Here is a 16,363-nt window from a genome sequence, read left to right on the forward strand (position 1 = left end):
CCTCAGCGGCGCGGGTAAAACCGCGTCACGCGGTGGGCTCCGCCTCGCGCCCCTCGGTCGCATCGCGCGCGGCGTGCGCGTGGGCCAGCTGGGCCTGGGCAGCCCTCGCCTGCCCAGCCTGTTCGTCGAGTCGCATGGCGAGCAGATCCTGATAGCGCAGATACGCGCAACGGCCACCCGATTTCGCCGCATACATCGCGGCATCGGCGTTCAGCAGCAGTTCCTCGGCATTGCCGCTGTCGTGCGGGAACTCGCTGATGCCGATGCTCGCGCCGACCGTCATGCTATTGCCGTCGACGGTCAGCGTTTCGTTCAGCGCGTCCATGATGCGCTCGGCGATTTCTGGCGTGACCTCGGCCGCGCGCTGCCCTTCGATCAGCACGATGAATTCGTCGCCGCCCAGCCGCGCGACCACGTCCCCGGCATACAGCACGTCCTTCAGACGGCGTGCGACCGCGACCAGCACCTTGTCGCCGACCGAGTGACCGAACTGATCGTTGATCTGCTTGAAGCGGTCGAGGTCGACGAACAGCACGGCGAGGCCTTCGCGGCGGAAGCTTGCCTCCTCGATCGCGTTCTCGAGCTTCTGCATGAACAGCATGCGGTTCGGCAAACCGGTCAGCACGTCGTGCGAGGCCAGATGCACGAGCTCGCTCTGCTTGCTGTGCAGCGTATCCATCTGCGCGCGGATTTCGCAACGCAAACGCTCGAAGCAGCGCGCGAGCACGCCGATTTCGTCGGTGCGTTTGAGCGGTAAGGTGTGCATCGCGTGGTCGGCGAACAGGTGCGTCGCCGCATACGCGAGCAGATGCAGCGGCTTGGTCAGCGCTCGCGCGAACAGGATCGCCAGCAGTACCGACAATGCGCTGAACACCAGCACCATGCGAATGATCCGCGTACCGAGCTGATTGGCGCCGGTCAGCACGTCCTCGAGCGGCTTCGCGAGACCGAGCACGATGAAGCGGTTGCCCTCGGAACCGCCGAACGGCCGCCGCACGAACGCGAGCACACGGCCGGCCGCCTCGCCGGGTCTCGCGAGACCGTTGATGAGCACCTCGCTTTGGCGTTGCTCGAACAGCTGCTTCGTGGCCGGGAAGCTGTCCTGCATCAGCACGCGCCGGCCGCGGTCGAAGCCGAAGGTTTTCGACGCGTCGGGATGGATCAGGAAGTCGCCCCACTCGTTCGCCAGATAGACCTGATAGTCGCTCGGCAGATCGCTCTGCAAACGCCGCAGCATGCCGGCCAGATCGACGTCGATTACGACGACGCCGACCACCGTGCCGCGCGCATCCGCGATCGGCGTGCCGAGACGCAGCGTCGGCTTGCCTTGCGCCGCATGCGTGCCGGATTCGTGATTGACCGAAATCGGCGACGTGTAGATGCGGCCCGGCGAAAACGCGAGCGTTTCGAATACGTAGGGAAACTGAGCTTTTTCCTGCAAATCGTCACCCTCTACGCGCACGAGGCCATCGCTGTCGCGATCGAAACGGATCAGTTCGAGACCGTGATGCTGCCGCGTGATCAGCCGCACCTGCAGATACTCCGGGTGGTGCAGCATGAAGCTCGAATACACCTGCGCGAGCCGCTCGCGGCCGAGGTTCGGGCCGATACCGTCGTCGGTCTGCGCGACGCTCACCGACGACGGCATCGTCGCGAGCACGAGCGCGTCCGCCGCGACGTCGTCGATCGATACCGCGATGCGCTGGCCGAGCAGCTCCGTCGACGTCTGCAGGCTGTGCTCCGCTTCGTTGACCAGCATCGTGCGATTCGCGCGATACGCGTAATAGCCGGTCGCGCCCGACGCCAGCACGCCGATGCACGCGAGCAGCACGGATAGCTTGAAGGTCAGGCCGCGATGCAGCATCAGAAGCGCTCCGAACGGTCGCCCGACACGATGCGCGTCCACAGTTGCTCGCGGCGCTCGATATCTTCCACCGGACTGATCCAGACGATGTGCGCGTTGGCGCTGCCTTCGGCCGGCTCGGTCAGCGTGTTCGCGAGCCCCTGGCGCTGTGTCAGCAACGCGCTCACGCTCGGCTCGAGCATGTAGTTGATCCATGCGAGCGCGAGCGGCTGGTCGCTCGCCGCGCGCGTCATCGACCAGCAATCGAGCCACGCGAGCGCGCCTTCGTCCGGAATCACGTAGCCGACGTCGGCGCCCGCGCGCCGCAGCAACTGCACCTGCTGCGTGCCGTAGTTGCCGAACATCAACGCGACCTTGTGCTGGATGAAGAATGCGGTCGCCTCCTCGGGCAGCGTGTAGTAGGTCAGCAGGTTGCGGCGCAGATCGACGAGCTTGTGCGCGATCGTACGCATCTGCGCGGGGTCGAGTTGAAACGGATGCGGATAGCCGAGCGCAAGCGCGGTGAACGAGAAGTTGTGCTGCGCGCTATTGAAGTCGAGCACCTTGCCACGATAGCGCGGGTTCCACAGTTCGAGCATCGAATGCGGCGCAACCGGAATCTGCTTGCGATCGTAGATGAGTCCCATCGACGAATACGTGAACGGAATCGCGTATACCTTGCCCGCCGAGGTCAGGCCGTCGATCGAGCCGAGCGCCTGGAAACGCGGCAACTGCTTCTTCGTATTCGGCAGACTCGCGAGATCGAGCGGCGCGAGCAGATTCGCCTGCGTATAGCGGCGGATTTCGGCGGTGTTGGCGGCGAGTACGTCGAACGGCGGCGCGCCCTTGCTGTGCATCTGCGCCCACAGCGCCTCATCGGAATCGACGAGCGTGACCTCGACCTTCGCGCCGTAGCGCGCTTCGAACGCCTTCACGACGTCCGGGTCCGCATAGCCGGGCCATGCGAGAACGTGCAGCACTTTCTCGGCGGCCGCTGCGGGCGTCGCCGCGCCGAAACCCGCGCACAGCAATGCGCCTATCAGAACGCGCGACACGCGGGGTAAAACCCCGGAAAAAACGTCGCACGAAAATCCGGATGAGCCAATCGATGAAAATCCCGATGTAACGCTCGACAAAAAACTGTCAAAAAAACGGCGTTGCAATAATGCCGCGCGAGCCCGCACGCCGGCGCTCGCGATTTGTCGCTTAAAAGTCTGTTTACGACAGCCTGTTCGATCCGCCGTGAACAACATCGTGTGCATGCATAACACCGTTGAGCAGAAAGGCCATTTGAGCGAGCGCAAACGCGCGGAATTTGAATCTTGACGGCCATCCGACGACCTGCGCCCGAGCGATCCCCGCCTGCGCGGGCGGCCGGCGTCCAACGCAGGGAGCATCGATGATAGCGCCAAAGCCTTTGTTTTTGCACCGGTTCGAAACGGCGGGGCAAAAATATCGGTGCTGGTAATAACGTGCAAGGCAATAGCCTCGAGGCTGTTCTTAATTAACGGCAAATTCAGCCGCGAGCTTTAACGATCCGTCCACGTTTCAAACTCGCGTTTCAAACCGGTCTTCGGTGAACTCGCGAGAAAACCGGCGTAAATCCCAGTCGATTACGCTCGCCGGCCCTTCGTATTACCGCTCGTGCATTGCATCCGCGTTACGCAAACCCTACCAACGGTGTACGATCCGGCCACACCGGCTGGGGCGCAAGCGTTGCTCTAGAGGGCCTCCTCCGCGCCATCCGGTGTTTTACTAGCTTCCCAATATTTTTGAACTGATAAGCTTGGCGCGCGTTGCAGGCCACCCCGGCTTGCATCCTGACCAGAAGCCCGTTTGCGAGTCGCGCCGGGCGTCCCGAGGCGGCACAACCGCCGAGGGCGTAATTGAACTACACCGAGGAGTAAAAACAGTGAAAAAACTGCTAGCGGCTTTGACGGTTGCTCTGCTTGCCACCGTCTCGATTGGCGCGCACGCTAAAGATTGGTCGACGATCCGTTTTGGTGTTGATGCCAGCTATCCCCCGTTCGAGTCGAAAGGCGCGGACGGCAAGCTCGTTGGCTTCGATATCGACCTCGGCAACGAAATCTGCAAGCGCGTCGGTGCGAAGTGCGTGTGGGTGGAAAACGACTTCGACGGCATGATCCCGGCACTGAAGGCGAAGAAGTTCGACGGCGTGCTGTCGTCGATGTCGATGACGCCGCAACGCGCCGAACAGATCGCTTTCTCGTCGAAGCTGTTCAACACGCCGACGCGCCTCGTCGCGAAGCAGGGCTCGGGCATCCTGCCGACCGCTGAATCGCTGAAGGGCAAGACGGTGGGCGTCGAACAGGGCACCATCCAGGAAACCTACGCGAAGACCTACTGGGAACCGGCGGGCGCGAAAGTCGTGGCGTATCAGAACCAGGACCAGGTCTACGCCGACCTGATCTCGGGCCGTCTGGACGCAGCGCTGCAAGACGCGGTGCAGGCTGACCAGGGCTTCCTGAAGACGCCGCGCGGCAAGGGCTTCGCGTTCGTCGGCAAGGACCTCGACGATCCGAAGATCCTCGGCAATGGCGCCGGCATCGGCATGCGCAAGGAAGACACCGATCTGAAGGTGAAGGTCGACAAGGCGATCGCCGACATGATCAAGGACGGCACCTACAAGAAGATCGAGAAGAAGTACTTCGACTTCGACGTGTACGGCAGCTAAATTGCCCACGCGCGCCGTACGGCGCGCCGGCAGCGTGTCCGAAACGGGCTCCGCGACGCGGAGCCCGTTTTGTTTTTGCGGCTCCACATCTAGCCACATCAAGCCACATCGTGTGGCATATCGGCTAAGATCGTGCGAGACGCGGCTCCCCTGAGACAGGTTGCCGCAGTCCGCGCATGCGGACCACGCGCGCTGCCGGCGCGCATCTTTCCCCTTGCAATCAACCACCTAGCGCGGCTGCTCCGACCGGGCCGCGAAGCCAAAACCATGCAAACCCTGACCCATCCGCTGATCGCCCCGTCGCTTGGCACCGCCCGTGAACTGACGAGTTTCCACTACGGTCCCGGCGGCGGCCAGAAAATCTATATCCAGTCGTCGCTGCATGCGGACGAACTGCCCGGGATGCTGGTGTCGTGGTCGCTGCGCCGCAAGCTGGCCGCGCTCGAAGCCGCGGGCAAGCTGCGTGGCGAAGTCGTGGTCGTGCCGGTGCCGAATCCGATCGGCCTTAATCAGCATCTGCTCGGCCAGATGCTCGGCCGCTTCGAAACCGGCAGCGCGCAGAACTTCAACCGCAACTTCTACGACCTCGCGGAACTCGTGCAGCCGTTCATCGAATCGCGTCTGACCAGCGACATCGACGCGAACCGCGCCGCCATCCGCACGGCGATGCGCGAAGCGCTCGACGCGCAGCAGCCGACCACCGAACTCGGCTCGCAACGCCTCGCGCTGCAAAAGCTCTCGTACGACGCCGACGTCGTGCTCGATCTGCATTGCGACTGGGAAGCCGCGATGCACCTGTACACCAATCCGGACCTGTGGCCCGAAGTCGAGCCGCTCGCGCGCTACCTGGACGCGAAGGCGTCGCTGCTCGCGCTGAATTCGGTCGGCAATCCGTTCGACGAGATCCACAGCTTCTGCTGGTCGGATCTGCGCGGCCGTTTCGGCGAGCGCTTCCCGATCCCGAACGGCGGCATCTCGGTCACGATCGAGCTGCGCGGCCAGCGCGATGTGTCGTACGAACTCGCGGAAAAAGACGCGCAGGCGATCATCGAGTATCTGACCTCGCGCGGCGTAGTCGACGGCGAGCCGGCGCCGATGCCGGCGCTCGAATTCGCGGCGACGCCGCTCGCAGGCGCCGAGCCGCTCGTCGCGCCGATCAGCGGCGTGCTCGTCTACCGCTGCGCGGTCGGCACGTGGGTGGACGTGGGCCAGGAAATCGCGGACATCGTCGATCCGTTGACGGACCGCGTCGTCACGATCAAAAACTCCGTGGCCGGCGTGCTGTACGCGCGGCATCTGGCGCGTTTCGCGACGGCCGGCCTCGAATTCGCGCGCATCGCCGGCCAGACGCCGTTCCGCAGCGGCTCGTTGCTGAGCAACTGACGCCAGAGCCGCTGCGACCGTCGCTGCTGTCGCGGCCGGCCATGTAACTGAATTTTCACGCACCAGCTGAAATCACCGATCGCCCGCCGCCAGGCGGGCGATTCGCTGCCACGCGTCCAGCCTCGCTCCAGGGTCGACCGACCCGCCCCGCCACCGATACACCTGCCTCCAGTGCGCACGCAAAGTGTCGCGCCGACACGACACCGCGAAAGAAATCTTTCAATGTCACATACCTTACTCAGCGTTCCCTTAAATTGCCGGCCATCGCGCGACGTTGCCGCAGAGCAGCGCGTCGCGATCGCCAAAATTTGCTAACTCGGAGAAGTATGTTGAACAAGAAAATCCTGACCGCCGCTACGTTTGCCGTCTTCGCCTCCGCCGCTCACGCACAAAGCAGCGTCACGCTGTACGGCCTGATCGATGCCGGTATCAGCTACGTGAACAACTCGAAAACGGCCACCGGCCACAGCAGCCTGACCAAGTACGACGACGGCGTCGCGAACGGCAGCCGTTGGGGCCTGCGTGGCACGGAAGACCTCGGTAACGGCCTGAAGGCGCTGTTCGTGTTGGAAAACGGCTTCAACAGCGGGAACGGCACCGCCGGCCAGGGCGGCGCGATGTTCGGGCGCCAGGCGTACGTCGGCGTGTCGCAGAACAACGTCGGCTCGCTGACGTTCGGTCGCCAGTACTCGTTCTCGACCGACTACCTCGGCTCCAACTACGCGACCGGCGGCCAGACCGTCGCGGGCAACTACGCTTACCACATCAACGACGTCGACCAGCTCACGTCGAGCCGTATCAACAACTCGGTCAAGTTCAGCAGCGCGAACTTCTCCGGCCTGACCTTCGGCGCGATGTACGGCTTCTCGAACACGGCAGGCGGCTTTGCCGGCACGCCGGGTACGGGCACGTCCGCTGCCCCGGTGGCAGGTTCGTCGCGCGCTTACAGCTTCGGCGCGAACTACGCGAACGGCCCGTTCGGTATCGGCGCGGCGTACACGGACATCCGTTATCCGGGCCAGGCATCGCCGGCCTTCTCGACTTCGCTGGCAAACGTCACCTTCCCGACGATCGGCAACGGCCAGATCCAGGATCTGCGCACGTTCGGCGTTGGCGGCCGCTACGCATTCGGCCCGGCGACGCTGTGGGCCCTGTACACGAACACGCGCCTCGCACCGATCTCGGGTGGGTCGACCACGTTCGCCGCCTACGAAGCAGGCGCGAAGTACGCGGTCACGCCGGCTATCACGGCAGGCGCGGGCTACACGTACATGCACCTGAGCGGCGCGAACGTCGGTCACTGGAACCAGGTGGACCTGAGCGGCGACTACGCGCTGTCGAAGCGCACGGACGTGTACGTACTGGGCATCTATCAGATCGCGTCGGGCCGCAACGGCACGCAGGATCTGCAGGCACAGATCGGTTCGAGCTCGAGCTACTTCAGCACGTCGGGCGTCGGCGCCGACAACCAGCTGGCGTTCCGTCTCGGTCTGCGTCACAAGTTCTAAGCAGACGGTTCGCGGTGGGGAACATCTGTGTTCCCTGCCTGATCGAATCGATGGAAAGCGCCCTACGGGGCGCTTTTTCTTTTGCGGCGCGGAATCAGTCGAGCAACGCCGGATTCTCGATCGCGCCCGTCAGCAATTCGACGAACGCCGGATCGAACGCGAGGCCTTCGAGACTGCATGCGATATCGAATAGCTGGGTCATCTCGATCCCGCTTTGCCGTTTCGGCAACGATATCTGCCAAATATTGTAATTGTCTATAAATATCGTCCACCCCAACATCGGGTCACACGCTTCGATCCCGCGCCCGCGCCGCTCACGCGACACTGCCGGCGCGCCTCCCAATGCCGCCAGAGGACTTCGTCATGAGCATGGACTCCGTCACCACCGCCGACGCGCTCGCGCGGCACACTTCGCGCTCGAGCGTATCGCGGCTGATTCTCGCGACCTCGATCGGCAACGCACTGGAGTTCTACGATCTGGTCGTGTACGGCTACTTCGCGGCCGTGCTGTCGCGCACGTTTTTTCCGGTGCACGACCGCACCGTGTCGCTGCTGCTCACGCTCGGCACCTTCGCGCTGTCGTATCTCGCGCGACCGATCGGCGCGCTCGCGCTCGGCTCGTTCAGCGACCGCAAAGGCCGCAAGGCATCGTTGACGCTATCGATTGCGATGATGACGCTCGGCACCAGCATGATCGCGTTGATGCCGTCGTATGCGGCGATCGGCGTGCTCGCGCCGATCGGCGTATTCGCGTCGCGGCTGTTGCAGGGATTCTCGGCGGGCGGCGAGTTCGGCAGTTCGACCGCGTTTCTGATCGAACATGCGCCGGAGCGCAAAGGCTTCATGGCGAGCTGGCAGTTCTCGAGCCAGGGCGCGAGCACGGTGCTGGCGTCGCTGTTCGGCGCGGTGTTGACGAGCACGCTGACGACCGCGCAACTCGAAGGCTGGGGCTGGCGCATTCCGTTCCTGTTCGGCATGCTGATCGGTCCGGTCGGGCTCTACATTCGCCGCCGCATCGACGAAACGCCGGAGTTCGAGCGCGCGGAAAAATCCGCCGCGCCGGTGCGAGAACTGCTCGCGACGCAAAAGGAACGGGTGCTCGTGTCGATCGGCGTGCTCGTGCTGACCACCACGGCCAACTACATGCTGCTCTACATGCCGACCTACGCGGCGCGGCAGCTCGGACTCGCACCGTCGTCGGGCTTCATCGCGACGCTCGCGGCCGGTCTGATCATGATGATGCTCACGCCGGTGGTCGGTCATCTGTCGGACAAGGTGGGCCGCGTGCGCATCATGCTCGGCGCCGGCGTGCTGTTCTTCGCGACCGTGTATCCCGCCTTCGTGCTGATGAACGCGCGCCCGTCGCTCGGCTCGTTGCTTGCCGCGGTCACGTGGGTCGCGTTGCTGAAGGCGACCTACTTCGCGCCGATTCCGGCCTTGATGTCCGAGTTGTTCCCGACCCGCACGCGCACGACCGGCATGGCGTTCGGCTACAACATCGGCACCACCGTGTTCGGGGGCTTCACGCCGCTCGCCGTTGCCGCGCTGATCGCGGCGACCGGCAATAATCTCGCGCCCGGACTCTATCTGATGCTCGCGGCCGTGCTCAGCCTTTTCACCGTGATGTGGGCACGCGTGCGACTGCACGCACGCTGAGTCTCTGCCTCGCGGGCTTCGTTGAACCGACAGGACCTTATCCATGCAAGACCGTTTGCAGCAAGCCGTGCAGTTCGCGGTGGATCATGAATCGCTTTGGGACCGCCATGTGGGCGGCGCATGGGGTGTGCACGTGAACGACCCGCCGCCGTGGAACAGGCTGCTCGGTCCCGTGCATGATCGCGGGCCGGTGTCGGGCGCGATCGCCGTCGACGGCCGCGTGCTGACGAGCTGGGGCGAACCGGATCGCGCCGACCTGACCTTCAGTGTCGCGAAGATGTACCTCGCGCTGCTGGCCGGCGTCGCTCACGATCGCGGCCTGTTGCCCGACGTCGACGAACCGGTGCGCGTGCGCGTACCCGACATCGGCTTCGACGACGAACACAACGCGCCGATCAGCTGGGCGCATCTACTGCAGCAAACGAGCGAATGGCGCGGCACGTACTTCGGTTTGTCGGATCAGGCGGATCACTACCGTACGGTCAATTTCGCCGCGCCGCCCGATGGCAAAAAAGGCGATCTGCGTCCGCCGCAACGGCCGGGCACGTACTGGGAATACAACGACGTCCGCATCAACCAGTTCTCGCTCGCGCTGCTGCATCTGTTCCGTCAGCCGCTGCCCGAGGTGTTTCGCGAAGCGATCATGCGGCCTTCGGGCGCGAGCGAAAACTGGCAATGGGTCGGCTACGATAATGCGTGGGTCGAAATCGACGGGCGACGCATGCAGTCGGTGCCGGGCGGCACGCACTGGGGCGGCGGCATATCGGTCAGCGCGAACGATCAGTTGAAGGTCGCACAGATGCTGCTCGACGACGGCGTCGCGAACGGCCAGCGCGTGCTGTCGTCCGAATGGATCGCGCGCATGCGCACGCCGTGCGCGATCGCGCCGTTCTATGGCTACCTCGTGTGGCTCAACACCGGGCGCAAGGTGTTCCCGAACGTGCCGGAGTCGAGCTATTTCGGTGTCGGCGCAGGCAGTTCGTTCACGTGGGTCGAACCGGAGCGGCGCATGACGGTGGTCGTGCGCTGGCTGAATCCGGCCGCGGCGAACGAGTTCTTCGGGCTCGTGCTCGACGCGGTCGACAACCTCGGCCAATAGCCGTTCGCGGCGCATCATCCAAGGCAGCTGCGCCGCGAACGCCAACGACAGATCAAAAAAATGCGGGCGATGCACGAATGCATCGCCCGCACGGTCATGGGCCGAGCCGTTGCCGTTGCAACGGCGCGTCAGTGCGAATGCCGCGGCACCGCGGAACCTCGACACCCCACGAGGAAGTCGAGGTCGCAACCCTCATCGGCCTGCAGCACGTGATCGATATACAGGCGCCGGTAGCCGCCACCTTCCGGCGGCTGGGGCGGCACATGCTGCGCGAGACGGCGCTCGAGTTCCGCGTCGCTGACATCGAGGTGCAGCGTGCCCGCGTCGCAATCGAGCTCGATCCAGTCGCCGTCCTGCACCGCGGCGAGCGGGCCGCCGGCCGCCGCTTCCGGCGTCACGTGCAGCACCACGGTGCCGTAGGCGGTGCCGCTCATGCGCGCATCGGAGATGCGCACCATGTCCTTCACGCCCTGCCTCAGCAGCTTCGGCGGCAGGCCCATGTTGCCGACTTCGGCCATGCCCGGATAACCCTTCGGCCCGCAGTTCTTCATCACCAGCACCGAATTCGCGTCGACGTCGAGCGTCTCGTCGACGATGCGCGCCTTGTAGTGCTCCAGGTTCTCGAACACGACCGCGCGTCCGCGATGCTTGAGCAACCCGGGTGTCGCCGCCGACGGCTTCAGCACCGCGCCGCGCGGCGCGAGATTGCCGCGCAGCACGCGGATGCCGCCATCGGCGACGAGCGGCTTGTCGAGCGGACGGATCACTTCGTCGTTGGTGTTGGGTGCATCCTTCACGTTGTCCCACAGCGACTTGCCGTTGACCGTCAACGCGTCCGGATGCGGCAGCAGGTTCGCTTCGCCGAGCCGGCGCAGCACGGCCGGCAGGCCGCCCGCGTAATAAAACTCTTCCATCAGGAAACGGCCCGACGGCATCAGGTCGACGATCGTCGGCGTGTCGCGGCCGATGCGCACCCAGTCGTCGAGTTCGAGATCGATACCGATGCGCCCCGCGATCGCCTTCAGATGAATCACCGCGTTGGTCGAGCCGCCGATCGCCGCATTGACGCGAATCGCGTTGACGAACGCCTCGCGCGTTAGGATCTTCGACAGCTTCAGGTCTTCGAGCGCCATGTCGACGATCCGGATTCCCGACATATGCGCAAGCACGTAGCGGCGCGAGTCGACCGCGGGAATCGCCGCGTTGTGCGGCAGCGACGTGCCGAGCGCCTCGGCCATGCAGGCCATCGTCGACGCGGTGCCCATCGTGTTGCAGGTGCCCGCCGAGCGCGACATGCCCGCCTCGGCCGACAGGAACTGATGCAGATCGATCTCGCCGGCCTTCAGCGATTCGTGCAGCTGCCACACCGCGGTGCCAGAGCCGATGTTCTTGCCGTCGAGCTTGCCGTTCAGCATCGGGCCGCCGGTCACGACGATCGCCGGCACGTCGCAGCTCGCCGCGCCCATCAGCAGCGCGGGGGTCGTCTTGTCGCAGCCGGTCAGCAGCACGACCGCGTCGATCGGATTGCCGCGGATTGCCTCCTCGACATCCATCGCCGCGAGATTGCGCGTGAGCATCGCGGTCGGACGCAGATTCGATTCGCCGTTGGAAAACACCGGGAACTCGACCGGGAAGCCGCCCGCTTCATAGACGCCGCGCTTCACGTGCTCGGCGAGCTTGCGAAAGTGCGCGTTGCACGGCGTCAGCTCGGACCACGTGTTGCAGATACCGATCACGGGACGCCCGTCGAACTCATGATCGGGAATGCCCTGATTCTTCATCCAGCTTCGATACATGAAGCCGTTCTTGTCAGCCGTGCCGAACCACTCGGCCGAGCGCAATTTCCGCTTTTTTTCCGACATGCTAGGTCCTTGATGCATGTGCCGGGACCCTCACCGGCCAATTTGACTGAAGCGGCCCGCCCGGCGCTACGGCGCAAGGTTGCCGCTCAGGGTCCAGGGATGGTGAAGTGTACGGAGCGAGTCGATATCTTTCCAATTATATTTTTGGCGATATCGATATCAATTCTGGTATCGACTCACCGGGGTTCGCGGCGGGGCTGGCGAGCAAACTGTGCCGGCCTCAGGCGTCGCCAGACGCCCGCTTACGGCCGGCTTTCGGCAGTGCACCGCGCATGTTCTTCTTGAGATGATTCTGGTTATAGTCGATTGCGGCGCGCACCAGCGCTTTCAGTGCGCGCTCGTCGACCCCGTCGCTCTCGAAGAAGTCGATCGCGCGCCGCGCGTTGCCTTCGAGGCCTGCGTTGAACAAGCCGTCCGGGTCGGCCAGGCCCGCCCCATGCGCGAAGGTCAGCTTGACCTTACCCTTGTGCGCGTTGGCGACCGCGATCATGCCGTCGCGCGACCAGACCGGGCTACCCATCCACTTGAATTCCTCGACGATCGCCGGGTCCGCCGCGAGCACGCATTGACGGATGCGAGCGAAGGTTACGCCGCGCCAGTCGGTGAGTCCCGCGATCAGTTCGTCGATACGTTCGGATGCGTTCATTGGAGTGAGGTCAAAACGGCAGGATGCCGTAACAATCTGGCCATTGTAATCTCCGGTCGTGTTCGCGGTTGGCCCGCACGCGTATTGACTTCGATAAGCTCGCGGCCGGCCATTCCGCAGAAAAATTCGCGTCGTCGCTCGCAATGTCCAAGCCGGGGCGCTTCTGGAACCACCTCGCACCGCTACATTGCGGCGCGCCCCTCGCCAACGCCAAAACCCAGGACGCTCTGCACGGCTTCGATGCGCGAACTCACGTTGAGCTTTTCGAAGATGTTCTTCAGATGCCATTTGACGGTCTCGGGCGCCAGTTTCAACGATCGCCCGATTTCCTTGTTGGAAAGTCCGAGCGCAACGCAGTTGAGGATCTCCAACTCCCTGACACTCAGGATATCTGACGATGTTGTCATGACCCTGACAGACCTCGGGGGAACGGATTGGGAACCATCGCGTGCGTCGAACGCCGCGAGCAATCTGTCGGCATAGGCCATTTCCGCGGTCACCATGCTGCCCGATCCTCGGCGAAACCGTTGCAATAGTGCGCGCACGGGCTGCCCTTCATCGACGAAGCTGTTGACGATACCGATCGCACCCCCAATGCTCAGCGCGCGGCCGAGTATAGCGAGCGCCCTGTCGGTTTCCCCGCATTGTTCAAGCGCACGGGCAAGCAGAAGCGAAACGAGCGCCTCGGAGCCACGCCAGCCCATTGCGGCGACCGTATCGAGCGAGCGCTCGAGAAGCACGACAGCTTTGGCAGCGAGGCCTTCGGCCATCTGAACCCGGGCCTGCAGAATGCAATAGTACGTCCAGCTCTCGATAGCCGATCCATTCCGCCCTTCACATAGCGCTGGGACGCTCCCGCTCAGCTCGTCGGCGATCCGCTTCGCTTGCGCCAGGTTGCCGGCTTCGATCAGCAATCGCACCGCTTCGGCATCGCAGGTAAGCTTCAGACGCAACCATTGCCGGGTCAACGCGACCTGACGGCCGTCTTCGAGAACGGCCAGCGCCGAACCCGTCTCCCCGTCACGCCACAGCAGGCGTGCCGCGGCAAGTATGTGTCGCACCAGCGCACCCATCGGAGCGCTCTCCAATACGATGTTCGTGCGGCCGGCAACCATTTCCCGCGCTTTCGGCAGTTCATTGCACTCGTAGCAGATGTATGCAACACAACCGGCGATGCTCGCCACGCCAGCCGCCGAAGCCCCCAGAGCACGCTCGGCGCGCCGCAACGTCGCTTCGAACGTTCGTCTCGCCTCGGCCAGCTCGCCATGCATCAGCGCGGCGAAACCATACATCGAGTCTCGCAGCAGGTCCGAGTGGTGCGGCTCGGGATTGGCTTCCGTGCGGTTTTTGACGAGGTCCCATATACGAAGGATCTGGTCGAATCTGCCCCGATAGATCAACCCGAAGGATTGCACTGTTTGCGAGTAATGCTTGACCCACGGTGCAACTGCCACACCGCACGCGTCCACCGCGCATCCCAGTTCAAGCGCACGCTCGCTGTCGTCACCGATACCGGCGACCAGTGCAGCAACCACGTTGACCTCGGCCAGCATCGCTTCGTCGATCACGCCACCATCCGCGTGATGCTTCCGGTTGAATTCGTCGACAATCGTGCCGATTTCCTTCGACGCTCGGGTGATCTGAAGCGAGAACGCAAGCGCCCATGCTTTGGCAAGGCGCAAACGCAACCGTCCACGAACGGCATCGGGCGGAAGCTTGTTGATCCACCCGAGCAGCGCGTAGGGGTCGCCGCGCTCCAGCATGTCTATTGCGCAGTTCTCCGCCCACTGCGTCGCCAGTTCGAAATCGCCGGCGGCCAGAGCATGACGGACCGCCTCGGGCCACAGACGTTGCGCCGCAAACCATTGGCATGCGCGACGATGCAGCACCGGAATCTGTTGCGGCATCTGGCGCATGAGACGCCGTCGCAGCGCATCGGATAGCACTGCGTGATAGCGAAACCAGTCTTGCCTTTCGTCCAGTGGTCGGATGAAGACGTTGTGCCGTTCAAGCCAGTCGAGCTTTTCTCCGCTTTCGCCGTCTTCATCCCCCATGATCGCATCGCATACACCGGGACTGAGCCGCTCGAGAATCGATGTGTGTAGCAGGAACGTCAGAATCGGCGGCGGCAAATGCGCGAGGACCGTATCGTTCAGGTAGCGGTCGATTCCTGAACCCGGGCCCGCCAGATTGTCGGCGAGCCTGGACGTGTCACGCATCTGACCTAACGCAAGCGAGGCCAGTTGGAGACCCGCGACCCATCCTTCGGTCGTTTCGTTCAACAGCTCGATGTGGCTTCGTTCGAGCCGCACAGTACCTGTCCGGTCGAAAAACGACTGTGCATCGTCGATCGAAAAGCGCAGATCCTCGGCGCCGATGCGCATCAGCTTCTCCGGCGTTCGAAGTTGCCCGAGCGTCAACGCGGGTTCGGCGCGCGCGCCAAGCATGACGTGCATGTTCTCAGGCGCATAGCGCAGCAGACGAGAGATCACCGCCAGCACCGGTTTCGCGGTCACACGATCGACGTCATCGAGTACGAGGAAAACGCTGCGGCCGCATCCGGCAATGCCATTCAACAGCACCGAAATGACTGTTCTGATCGGCGTCAGTGAATCGAGTTTCAGCAATTGCTGCGCTTGCCACGCGATGTCCTCCGCCACGCGGGACAGCGCCGCCACCAGATAGGCGACGAACAGTTGCGGGTCATCGTCTTCTCCGTCGAGGCTGAGCCACGCGACCGGGTGCTTTTCCTCCGACAGCGCTTCGCTCCATCCGGTCAGCAACGTGGTCTTGCCAAAGCCCGCCGGCGCCGTCACGACGACGACGCTGCCTGGTCGTCGCTCATCGAGCCTGTTGAGTAAAGCAAGCCGTTGCACGCAGCCGGACGGAATACGCGGCGCGATCATTTTGGTCTGGATCAATGACACGCTCCACTCGCGATCGGCACTGTTTGAAGAGGCTTCCATGACTATTCCCCATCCCGCCGAACCACCGCCCAAAAGGACGTCTCCATTGTCTGCACGGGGGACGTTTTATGTATACGTTGAATTGCTTTAGTACTAGACACGAATTGCTCGCTATCTTAAGTATGTGCTCGACGTATTGCGGAGTTTGCGGTTGAGCTAGCGGGCTGTGTTACGTCGCCGACGCTTTCCGCCTCTCCTGCTCCTTGCGATAAAGCACGAACTCTTCCGCCAACGCTTTTGCAACGGAAGCCCTACGCGTGATTCGAGGCGGTGTCGCGGCGTACTCAATACTCAGGTCTCGATCAGATGCAGAAACTGCCTTACCCGTGGACTGCTGCCTTCACCAAAGAAGGCTTGCGGTGTCGTGTCTTCGGCAACCACGCCGCCGTCCATAAAAACAACCCGATCCGCTACATCTCGCGCAAACCGCACTTCGTGCGTGACGATCAGCATCGTCATGCCCGCTTTGGCAACGTCGCGCATGACGGTCAGGACATCCTCCCGCAGCGCTGGATCGAGAGCAGACGTGGGCTCGTCGAAGAAGATGACCTCCGGATCCATCGCGAGCGCCCGCGCGATCGCTACGCGCTGCTTCTGACCGCCGGACAGCCGTGCCGGATATTCGTTGGCTTTTGCGGCCAGGCCAACCCGTGTCAGCAGGTGAATTGCGCGCTCCGACGCTTGCGCACGAGGGACACCCTTGAC

At 63.5% G+C, this 16,363-nt stretch carries 11 protein-coding genes; 5 read left to right on the top strand and 6 right to left on the bottom strand.

All coding sequences use genetic code 11. The annotated features are described in order from the left end of the window. Positions 1–25: 25 nt before the first annotated feature. Both HDG32_RS31625 and HDG32_RS31630 read right to left on the bottom strand, forming a co-directional pair. Complete coding sequence (locus tag HDG32_RS31625) at positions 26–1,864, bottom strand: diguanylate cyclase domain-containing protein (protein WP_184073373.1); 1,839 nt, start codon at positions 1,862–1,864, stop codon at positions 26–28. Next, positions 1,864–3,105: an extracellular solute-binding protein gene (locus HDG32_RS31630; RefSeq protein ID WP_409340070.1), complete on the bottom strand. Its 1,242-nt coding sequence runs from the start codon at positions 3,103–3,105 to the stop codon at positions 1,864–1,866. Before HDG32_RS31630 ends, HDG32_RS31625 begins: the two co-directional genes overlap by 1 nt. A 650-nt stretch (positions 3,106–3,755) precedes the next feature. Between HDG32_RS31630 and HDG32_RS31635 the strand changes: the two genes are divergently transcribed. From HDG32_RS31635 to HDG32_RS31655, 5 genes are all read left to right on the top strand, one after another. Next, complete coding sequence (locus HDG32_RS31635; RefSeq protein ID WP_184039263.1) at positions 3,756–4,538, top strand: ABC transporter substrate-binding protein; 783 nt, start codon at positions 3,756–3,758, stop codon at positions 4,536–4,538. 267 nt (positions 4,539–4,805) lie between these two features. Further along, positions 4,806–5,921 (top strand): succinylglutamate desuccinylase/aspartoacylase family protein, encoded by a 1,116-nt coding sequence (locus HDG32_RS31640; protein WP_184073375.1) that lies wholly within the window; start codon positions 4,806–4,808, stop codon positions 5,919–5,921. Between the two features lie 329 nt (positions 5,922–6,250). Then, positions 6,251–7,429, top strand: coding sequence for a porin (locus HDG32_RS31645; protein ID WP_184073398.1), 1,179 nt, complete (start codon positions 6,251–6,253; stop codon positions 7,427–7,429). Between the two features lie 363 nt (positions 7,430–7,792). Continuing rightward, positions 7,793–9,085 (top strand): MFS transporter, encoded by a 1,293-nt coding sequence (locus HDG32_RS31650; RefSeq protein ID WP_184073377.1) that lies wholly within the window; start codon positions 7,793–7,795, stop codon positions 9,083–9,085. Between the two features lie 43 nt (positions 9,086–9,128). Next, the gene (locus HDG32_RS31655) at positions 9,129–10,184 is read left to right on the top strand and encodes a serine hydrolase (RefSeq protein ID WP_184073379.1); all 1,056 of its coding nucleotides are present in this window, start codon (positions 9,129–9,131) and stop codon (positions 10,182–10,184) included. 128 nt (positions 10,185–10,312) lie between these two features. On the opposite strand, the gene HDG32_RS31660 is transcribed toward HDG32_RS31655, so the two are convergent. The 4 genes from HDG32_RS31660 to HDG32_RS31675 all read right to left on the bottom strand — a co-directional run. Then, complete coding sequence (locus HDG32_RS31660) at positions 10,313–12,046, bottom strand: IlvD/Edd family dehydratase (protein ID WP_184073381.1); 1,734 nt, start codon at positions 12,044–12,046, stop codon at positions 10,313–10,315. 220 nt (positions 12,047–12,266) lie between these two features. Continuing rightward, complete coding sequence (locus HDG32_RS31665) at positions 12,267–12,692, bottom strand: DUF1801 domain-containing protein (protein WP_184073383.1); 426 nt, start codon at positions 12,690–12,692, stop codon at positions 12,267–12,269. 182 nt (positions 12,693–12,874) lie between these two features. Continuing rightward, positions 12,875–15,076, bottom strand: a complete 2,202-nt coding sequence (locus tag HDG32_RS31670; RefSeq protein ID WP_260336666.1) for a LuxR C-terminal-related transcriptional regulator — start codon at positions 15,074–15,076, stop codon at positions 12,875–12,877. An 873-nt stretch (positions 15,077–15,949) separates the two neighbouring features. Further along, positions 15,950–16,363 (bottom strand): amino acid ABC transporter ATP-binding protein (locus HDG32_RS31675; protein ID WP_184073387.1); only part of this gene is annotated, 414 nt, incomplete at its 5' end.

Source organism: Paraburkholderia sp. CI2, from assembly GCF_014201055.1.
Lineage (GTDB): Bacteria > Pseudomonadota > Gammaproteobacteria > Burkholderiales > Burkholderiaceae > Paraburkholderia > Paraburkholderia tuberum.

What these genes read in the sequence shown, in the direction of transcription:
- HDG32_RS31655 (WP_184073379.1), top strand. Translation starts at nt 9,129, where the DNA reads ATGCAAGACCGTTTGCAGCAAGCCGTGCAGTTCGCGGTGGATCATGAA.
- HDG32_RS31665 (WP_184073383.1), bottom strand. Translation starts at nt 12,692, where the DNA reads ATGAACGCATCCGAACGTATCGACGAACTGATCGCGGGACTCACCGAC.
- HDG32_RS31630 (WP_409340070.1), bottom strand. Translation starts at nt 3,105, where the DNA reads ATGCACACGATGTTGTTCACGGCGGATCGAACAGGCTGTCGTAAACAG.
- HDG32_RS31625 (WP_184073373.1), bottom strand. Translation starts at nt 1,864, where the DNA reads ATGCTGCATCGCGGCCTGACCTTCAAGCTATCCGTGCTGCTCGCGTGC.
- HDG32_RS31650 (WP_184073377.1), top strand. Translation starts at nt 7,793, where the DNA reads ATGAGCATGGACTCCGTCACCACCGCCGACGCGCTCGCGCGGCACACT.
- HDG32_RS31640 (WP_184073375.1), top strand. Translation starts at nt 4,806, where the DNA reads ATGCAAACCCTGACCCATCCGCTGATCGCCCCGTCGCTTGGCACCGCC.
- HDG32_RS31670 (WP_260336666.1), bottom strand. Translation starts at nt 15,076, where the DNA reads ATGCGCATCGGCGCCGAGGATCTGCGCTTTTCGATCGACGATGCACAG.
- HDG32_RS31660 (WP_184073381.1), bottom strand. Translation starts at nt 12,046, where the DNA reads ATGTCGGAAAAAAAGCGGAAATTGCGCTCGGCCGAGTGGTTCGGCACG.